7 protein-coding genes are annotated in these 7,681 nt (G+C 34.1%); 4 read left to right on the top strand and 3 right to left on the bottom strand.

Annotation, left to right across the window (positions count from 1 at the left end; all coding sequences use genetic code 11):
- Positions 1 to 69: 69 nt before the first annotated feature.
- Entirely contained in the window at positions 70 to 393 is a 324-nt protein-coding gene (locus B371_RS0102820; protein WP_019412801.1) for a hypothetical protein, read from the bottom strand.
- Between the two features lie 190 nt (positions 394 to 583).
- On the opposite strand from B371_RS0102820, the gene B371_RS0102825 reads away from it, so the two are divergent.
- Positions 584 to 1,126 (top strand): biotin transporter BioY, encoded by a 543-nt coding sequence (locus B371_RS0102825; protein ID WP_019412802.1) that lies wholly within the window; start codon positions 584 to 586, stop codon positions 1,124 to 1,126.
- A 368-nt stretch (positions 1,127 to 1,494) separates the two neighbouring features.
- Complete coding sequence (locus B371_RS0102830) at positions 1,495 to 2,226, top strand: NADPH-dependent oxidoreductase (RefSeq protein ID WP_019412803.1); 732 nt, start codon at positions 1,495 to 1,497, stop codon at positions 2,224 to 2,226.
- A 135-nt stretch (positions 2,227 to 2,361) separates the two neighbouring features.
- Here B371_RS0102830 and B371_RS0102835 read toward each other — a convergent pair whose 3' ends face one another.
- Positions 2,362 to 2,823 (bottom strand): general stress protein, encoded by a 462-nt coding sequence (locus tag B371_RS0102835; RefSeq protein ID WP_019412804.1) that lies wholly within the window; start codon positions 2,821 to 2,823, stop codon positions 2,362 to 2,364.
- A gap of 300 nt (positions 2,824 to 3,123) precedes the next feature.
- Entirely contained in the window at positions 3,124 to 4,080 is a 957-nt protein-coding gene (locus B371_RS0102840) for an NAD-dependent epimerase/dehydratase family protein (RefSeq protein WP_019412805.1), read from the bottom strand.
- A gap of 498 nt (positions 4,081 to 4,578) precedes the next feature.
- Between B371_RS0102840 and B371_RS0102845 the strand changes: the two genes are divergently transcribed.
- Both B371_RS0102845 and B371_RS0102855 read left to right on the top strand, forming a co-directional pair.
- Positions 4,579 to 6,081 (top strand): UDP-N-acetylmuramoyl-L-alanyl-D-glutamate--2,6-diaminopimelate ligase, encoded by a 1,503-nt coding sequence (locus B371_RS0102845; protein ID WP_019412806.1) that lies wholly within the window; start codon positions 4,579 to 4,581, stop codon positions 6,079 to 6,081.
- A 213-nt stretch (positions 6,082 to 6,294) separates the two neighbouring features.
- The gene (locus B371_RS0102855; protein WP_237721496.1) at positions 6,295 to 7,575 is read left to right on the top strand and encodes a copper resistance CopC/CopD family protein; all 1,281 of its coding nucleotides are present in this window, start codon (positions 6,295 to 6,297) and stop codon (positions 7,573 to 7,575) included.
- The last annotated feature ends 106 nt before the right edge of the window (positions 7,576 to 7,681 follow it).

Raw genomic sequence — 7,681 nt, forward strand, 5'->3', positions numbered from 1 at the left:
TACTGCAAGGGATTTTGTTTTGTGTTGAATTTACTATGAATTCTTTCAACAAGACAAGTTCTTTTATTCTTAATCTCCGTCTTGATTAGTTTTCTTTCGCTTATTATGGTCAAAAGAGATTGGTCCCAGATTTGGATCAGCACCTTGTATTTGAAGGCCATCTATTGGTCGATCATTTCTATTGGATTCTTTTTTCGTTGGACGTTGATTCTTTCCTACAAGATCTTCTTGTTTTGAATTACTAGAGTTTCTTTCAACTTTGGCAAAATTATCATGATCCAATGTATCTTGATGCTCGATAAATTCATCATCTGTCTTATTCACAAATTCATTAGTCGATGGTTTAAAGCCTTTTTCTTTAGCATATTTACTCTGTGGTTTTTTATTTTCCATGTTGGATTGTCCCCCTCTAGAATTTGATTACTCTTTGTATACCCACATATAAATAAAATAATCAATGCAAAATATTCATTAATTAGAAATATATCCCACACTGACTATTGACGAATTAATAATAATTTATTATGATGATTTATGTTAACTAAAATTATAGTTAAGTTTACACAAAGTGAGGGATCTACATATGAGAAATGAACAATTAAAAATGTTAATCGTTTCTGCTCTTTTTGCAGCGATTATCGGCATTATGGCACAACTAACAATACCTCTACCACTTGTTCCGATTACTGGTCAAACACTTGCAATTGGACTAGCGGCGACTATTCTAGGAAAACGTTATGGGACAATATCTATACTTGTTTACATTATGTTAGGAATTGTTGGGGTGCCTGTATTTAGCGCGATGACTTCAGGACTAGGTATTGTCTTTGGTCCGACAGGAGGTTATATAATCGGATTTATTCCGGCTGCATTCTTGATTGGCTTGTATTTAGAACGTTTCGGGTTTACCTTAAGAAATGCAATTATAGCCAATATTATTGGAATGATTATTACATTAACTTTTGGATCAGTATGGTTAAAGTTCATCGCTGATCTAAGTTGGACGGCCGCTTTGGCTGGCGGTGTAACTCCATTTATTATTGTAGGTATTATAAAAGCAGTAATTGCTGCAACGGTTGGTATTTTAGTACGTAAACGATTAACATCTGCAAAATTACTTCCGTAAGAGTATAAGTATAAAATAAACCAAAGAGTGAAGCTGCTCTTTGGTTTTTTATTCGAGTAAGATCCCCCCCCAATCTTCCGGATCAACGCGTGAACCAATGCTTAAGAGCATATTTGGCTTGTAGACCTAGATAATTTACCATCTATATCGTATTGTTCCCCCTTTCGATTTTCAAGCGCAGAAAGAGACAAGACCTTTCGATACTGTTCTTAGAAAAAGAGCCTACTAGCAATTTACATGTGCATTGTTTTAAATTGGATTGACGGATATTCGATTATATAGGAGAATGCTAAACCCTTATACAGTTCCTAATTCCTACTATTCTTCGGGTTCTTTCTGTTAATATATTAAGAAAGGAGCTGGTTCTATTGGTATTAAAGTTATTATCTTCCCATACCTCAATTCGCACATATAAAAACAAGCAACTTTCAAAAGAAGAAGTGTTTGAACTCATCTCTGTTGCTCAACATGCAGCTAGTTCACATTTTGTACAAGCCTACAGTGTGATTTGGATAACTGATGAACTTATTAAGAAAAAATTAGGAAAATATTCAAAAAATCCTACACAAATGGAAACTGCAGGTGCGGTATTTGTTTGCTGCGTAGACTTTCAAAGACTTCATTCTGCCGGATTGATGAATGATACTTCTATTGTTATTGATACAGCAGAAAATGTCATCGTTGGAACAACAGATGTTGCAATTTTCTCCCAGAATTTAGCCATCGCAGCAGAATCAAAAGGATATGGAATTTGTTATATTGGGGGTGTTCGAAATAATCCTATAGAGATTAGTGAATTATTGAATCTCCCTACTCATGTTTTCCCTGTATTCGCTATGACAATGGGCATCCCAAACGAACAACACGAAGTGAAACCTCGCTTACCAGTGGAGGCAATCCTACATGAAAATTCATACGATAGTGAGAAATATAATACCTTGTTACCTGCTTATGACAAAACAATGGATGATTATTATTCAACAAGAAGTTCCAATCAAAAAGTATTAAATTGGACTAAAGCTATGACCAACTTCTTAAAAGAACCTCGCAGAACTCATATGAAAGAGTTTTTACAAATGAAAGGTTTTACTTGGAAATAAATTTCTAACGTGACTATATTAAACCAAGAAACTCTAATTAAATTTTGCATACACAAAACCCGCTGCAGCTCTAATTTCTGCAACGGGTTTTTCTATAAAATAAGGGGTCTTATCAAATAGATATAGTTCATATTATTATAAATTGTGGTTTTGTAGCACTTTGTTACGCTCTTTTTCAAGGTCATGACGTTCTTCATTTTGATTAGGCTTTAGTACTTCATTAAAGAATTCCTTTGGTTGGGTTGCAACATCACTCTCATTTAGCTCTGCCTCACCCTCTGTGTAAAGAATTATCCCACCTTTTTCTAAATCTTTCGAGTAGCGATCTGTTTCAGAATCACTCAAGTTTAAATTACGTAATCCTTCATTAATTGCGTCTTTACCAGTAAACCATGATTTGAATTTATCCATAACATGTCCGGCTTCATGTGTTGTAGCATCTGAATGACGATTTAACGTTCTCATGTGTGAGTGTTCTTTAGAAACAACATGAATATCACTTTCCGCAAATCCCTCTATTTTAAATTGTTCTAATTTTTCATACATCTGCTCTTCTGAAATAGCTATTTTAATTCTACGTTTAGAATCATAGTTCATGATGTTACCTCCCATTAAGTTGTGTCTTACAATTTATCTACCCTACTATCAATTGTAGTTAAACAATTTTAAGAATTTTTAATATTTTTGTAATATATACTTGAATAGAAAGCTTTATTTTAAAGAGTTTGTCTTAATTGTCATAATCGCCGGTTTTTGTCTTACGTTAAATAGTTATTTGTAAATGTGCTAAATCCCAATAAAAAGAGACTAACTCGAAAGTCTATGATTACTAGACATTCGAATAGTCTCTTTTACATGACTATTTAAGTGTTCACTTCCTTCTAAATTTTTAATTTCTTATTTTTTAAGTAGTAATTGTTCTTGTTCTGTTGTAGGTCCTGCTTTTAGTTCGCGATTGTTTGACCAATTTCGAGTATCTTCTGCGGTTTCTTCTAATGGTCGAAATGTTAATCCATGTTCTACAGCAAGTTTGTTATTTACAATTACGAAACCTTCAGGAAAATCTTCCGAAATAGGCATCCAAAATGGAAATCTTCTCGCTCCTAAATCCGCTTTATTCAATACTTCATCTGAAATCCACTCTTTATCAATATTTTCGTTAGCAATAGCATTAAAGAATTGATTCAACGCAACAGGATTTGAAGCTGCATTGAATGTTCCCCTTACTCCTTCTTCAACCATTTGTATAATCCATTTCGCCATATCTCTTACATCAATCCATTGAACTAACCGATATGGCTCATCACCACCCGGCAATGCTATTTTTCCACTTTTCATCAATCGTTGCGCATAATATGTAAAACGATCTGTCGGATCATTAGGACCCACTACGATACAAGGTCTAATAATTAATGCTCGATTTTCAAATGTATTATTCACCAAATCCTCACACATTACTTTTAAAGGTCCATATGTTTCTCCCGTCACTTCGTCTGTTTCAATCCTTTGCGTGAAAGTAGAACTCGTTTCATCTGGTCTTCCATTTTTATAATCATCATAAACCGATATCGTTGAAATGAACATATAGACTTTTGTTTTATTCATTAAACTATCTATTGTAGGTTCTAAATCTTGTGGTGAATACGCACAAGTATCAAAAACTGCATCCCACTGTTCTTCACCGATTAATTTCGCATCATTTCTGCGATCACCTTGGATATGTCTTAAATGATGAAATACTTCTGGATTCGTTTTTCCCCGATTAAATAATACTACTTCATGTCCATTTTCTACTGCTGCTTCTACTAAATAACGACCCACAAAAGAAGTTCCACCAAGTACTAAAATTTTCAATTTATATAACACCTCCATCTATATATAAATTCTTCTTAAATCAAAAAAATCCTTTAAATATTATTTGTAAGCATTGCTTGTAGATTTTAATGCATACTAAATTAAGAAAAACGCAACGCGCATTTTAACCCGACGCCGAGGCTTGAAGGACGATAGACGAATGGTTCGTTTTCCCGACTCCAATAAGGGCACGCGGGTGGCGCTTGGAGCAAAACGTAATTACTCTAAGATTAGAGATGAGCTCGAGAACTTTTATTTCTGTATATCATAAAATGTCCTACCAAAACATACAAAAAATCCAAACTAATTATGAGAAAATACTTATATTGTTTTATTAATTGTAATGGTACACTTTAAACCTGCCTTATCAAGCTGAGCAAAGTCCACACAAGTACTTAAAGAATGAATTGCAGAAAATATTGCCCGTTTAATCCCATAATGAGCTTTGGGCTATTGATAAAAATAATTTTTCCATTATTGAAGATAAAGGAGCATTTCATGGATATTCAATGGACTCAAATCCCAAAATTAAATGCACTCCACGTTTATGGACCCTCCACTCAAAATACTGCGGGAATCGTCTATGATTCACGAGATGTAAAAAAGAATTTTGCCTTTTTTTGCATTATTGGCGTAGAAACAGACGGACACCTTTATATAGAAGAAGCCATTCAAAATGGAGCTACGACTATTATTGCCTCAAAACAATCAATTATAAAAAGTTTTACTTTACTTCATACAAACGTTTCTTTTGTGGTTGTTCACGATTCCCGTGAAGCATTAGCTTATACTGCGATTGAATATAATCATCAGGCGAGTGATAAAATATTTAAAGTTGGTGTTACTGGGACTAACGGGAAAACAACAGTTTGTACATATGTACAGAATTTATTTAATTTACTTGGTTTGCCATGTGGAATGCTTGGAACTAATGGTATTTTCTCTTCAAAAGAAATGTTACATATTAAAAAAAGCACTCCTACTACTCCAATGTCTTCAGATATACAATCCACTTTTAGCGAACTTGTAAAATTAGGAGACAAAGCTGTTTCTATGGAGGTTTCTTCGATTGCATTAGATCAATTTCGTGTATGTGGATTTAAATTTGATGTGGCAATTCACACAAATATTTCACAAGAACATATGGAGTATCATAAAACATTTAATCATTATAAGATGTCCAAACTCCGCTTATTTTCTCAAACAAAAGCAAGTGTTGTAAATTTAGATGATGACGGTATGAGCAAAGACATTTTACAGATCGTTCAAGGTTCCTCGTTCTTAACTTATTCTCAAAATGAAAGCTCACGTGCAGATTTGATTTGGACAAACCTTTATCATAATGATGAAGGTATATCATTTGATTTACTTTATAAAGGTATTTCACAAAGGATTAGTGTCCCCATATATGGGGAACATAATGTAGCGAATTTAGTAGCAGCGATTGGGGCTGCTTTATTGGCCAACGTTCCACTAGAGGAAATTTTAGTCGTCTTACCAGATATTAAACAAGTCGATGGTCGTTTCCAAGTAATTCATGGACCTGAAAAACGAAAGATAATCTTAGATTATGCGCACACGCCTGTTGCATTGGATTCAATCATACGTGCTGTAAAAACACTGACACATAATCGTTTAGTTGTGTTAATTACTGGAGTTGGTATTAGAGACTCTGCTAAAATGCCAAAAATGGCGAAAGTTGCTGAAGGTAAAGCCGACATTTTAGTTGTATCGGTTGATCATCCTGGCTACAAAGATCCTTGGAATATCGTCGACGATGTGCTTAAAGGTTTTTCAGTTCCTTATTTGCAAGAAGTTCTGACATCTCCTATGAGACATGAAGCAGTAAAAATAGCATTAGAAGCAAGCCAACCAGGAGATATCATTTTACTAACAGGTGGCAATATAAACGGCTCACAACTTGTGCAAGGTAAATATATTCCTCATTCCGATGAGAATATAATTAAAGATTATTTTAACAATTCTAAACTTCGCGTATGACAGTCTAATCCCTTCTAGCAAGCTGGAAGGGATTTTTTTGTATATATAATGAAATTTTATTATCCATTCATTTTCCAATTGACCTAAATTTATTTATTCACAATTTACCTTGTGGATTAACTAATCTTTTCGGACGTTTTTTTCGTATTATTAATAAGCACGAGAAACGAGGCGAGTCTTATTAAGAAAATAATTATCATTTTATTAATTTCAATAAACTACTTTACATATTCTCCAACAGCAGTTGCTCATGCAGATTTAGTATCAAGTTCTCCAGCAAACCAATCTATCATTGCATCTTTACCATCTGAAGTAACGCTTACGTTTACTACACCAATTGACAAAAATCTCTTTCAAATGGATGTACAAAATGAACAAGGGAAATCGATAACAAGTGGAGACCCTTCATTAAATTCAACATCAGATATCCTAAAAATTCCACTTCTAGATTCTACAAATGGATTAGTGATAGTTTCTTATTCAGTTATATCAAAAGACGGTCACCCCATTAATGGAAGTATTTCCTTTCATGTAAAAGATAGGGTTCAACCAACTACTAATGCAACTAATGGAAAAATAGACTCTATTGTAAGCAAGGATAAGAAAGATGCTTTATTAGAAGAACTTGAAACTAAATCTTCTAGTGAAATAGGTCAAACAACTTTAATGTCTATGCAATCTTCAACTACTGATACAGAAGATGTTGAAAACAAAACTGCGACTCCCCTTTCTTCTATTATCAAATCAGCTTATTTATTATCACTATTATTACTATCAGGTACTTTACTTTGGAGGTTTAGAGGATATAAAATCCCCTACTTAGTACAGACGCAACTACTTCATTTAGTAATGCTCGTGCTTTTCACATGGTCTCAAGCTCGTAACTTCTCAAGAATATTTGAAAGTATTTCCTGGCAAGATTTATTTCTCAGAACAGATGTTGGTCAATTTTGGACTGCAACTTTAGTGATCACCGTTTTAGGTCTATATATTGTGGGGCGCAACCGCTATGTTGATCTAGCCTGGTTAGCAGGGCTATTACTTGTAAAGAGCTTAAATAGTCATGCAATTGCATCAAATTTCCCTATTGTGACGATATCCTTAAACTTCGTACATTTACTATTCTCGTCGTTATGGATAACTGGACTCGTCTATGCTCTATTCTTGTGGAAAAAAGGCTTAGCTCAGGTATTTATTCGAACTTTTTCAAAAATGGCATTGCTGAGCATAGTTATTTTAACTTTGACCGGAAGTATCTATGCATGGTTGTTATCTCCATCACTCTCTCTATTATGGACGACTACTTGGGGATACTGGTTGATTGCAAAAATTATTACAGTAATTGGTGTGTTCATCCTAGGCACTTTTATTAGACGTCATATGAAGCGAAATGGCTCTCTACTAGACCAACGTTATTTGTACTTTGACTGCTCTTTATCAATTATTATTTTATTAATTGTAGGTGTATTAACCCAACTTAGTTCTTCAATTTGATAAGAAAAACCGGGTAAGTACGCCCGGTCCTTTAAGAGAAAGGATTTAAGTATGTCTAGAAGGACATTCCATATAGTATCGACTTTGGTTTCCGGTATAATTTCCG

It is taken from the genome of Paenisporosarcina sp. TG20 (assembly GCF_000286315.1).
Lineage (GTDB): Bacteria > Bacillota > Bacilli > Bacillales_A > Planococcaceae > Paenisporosarcina.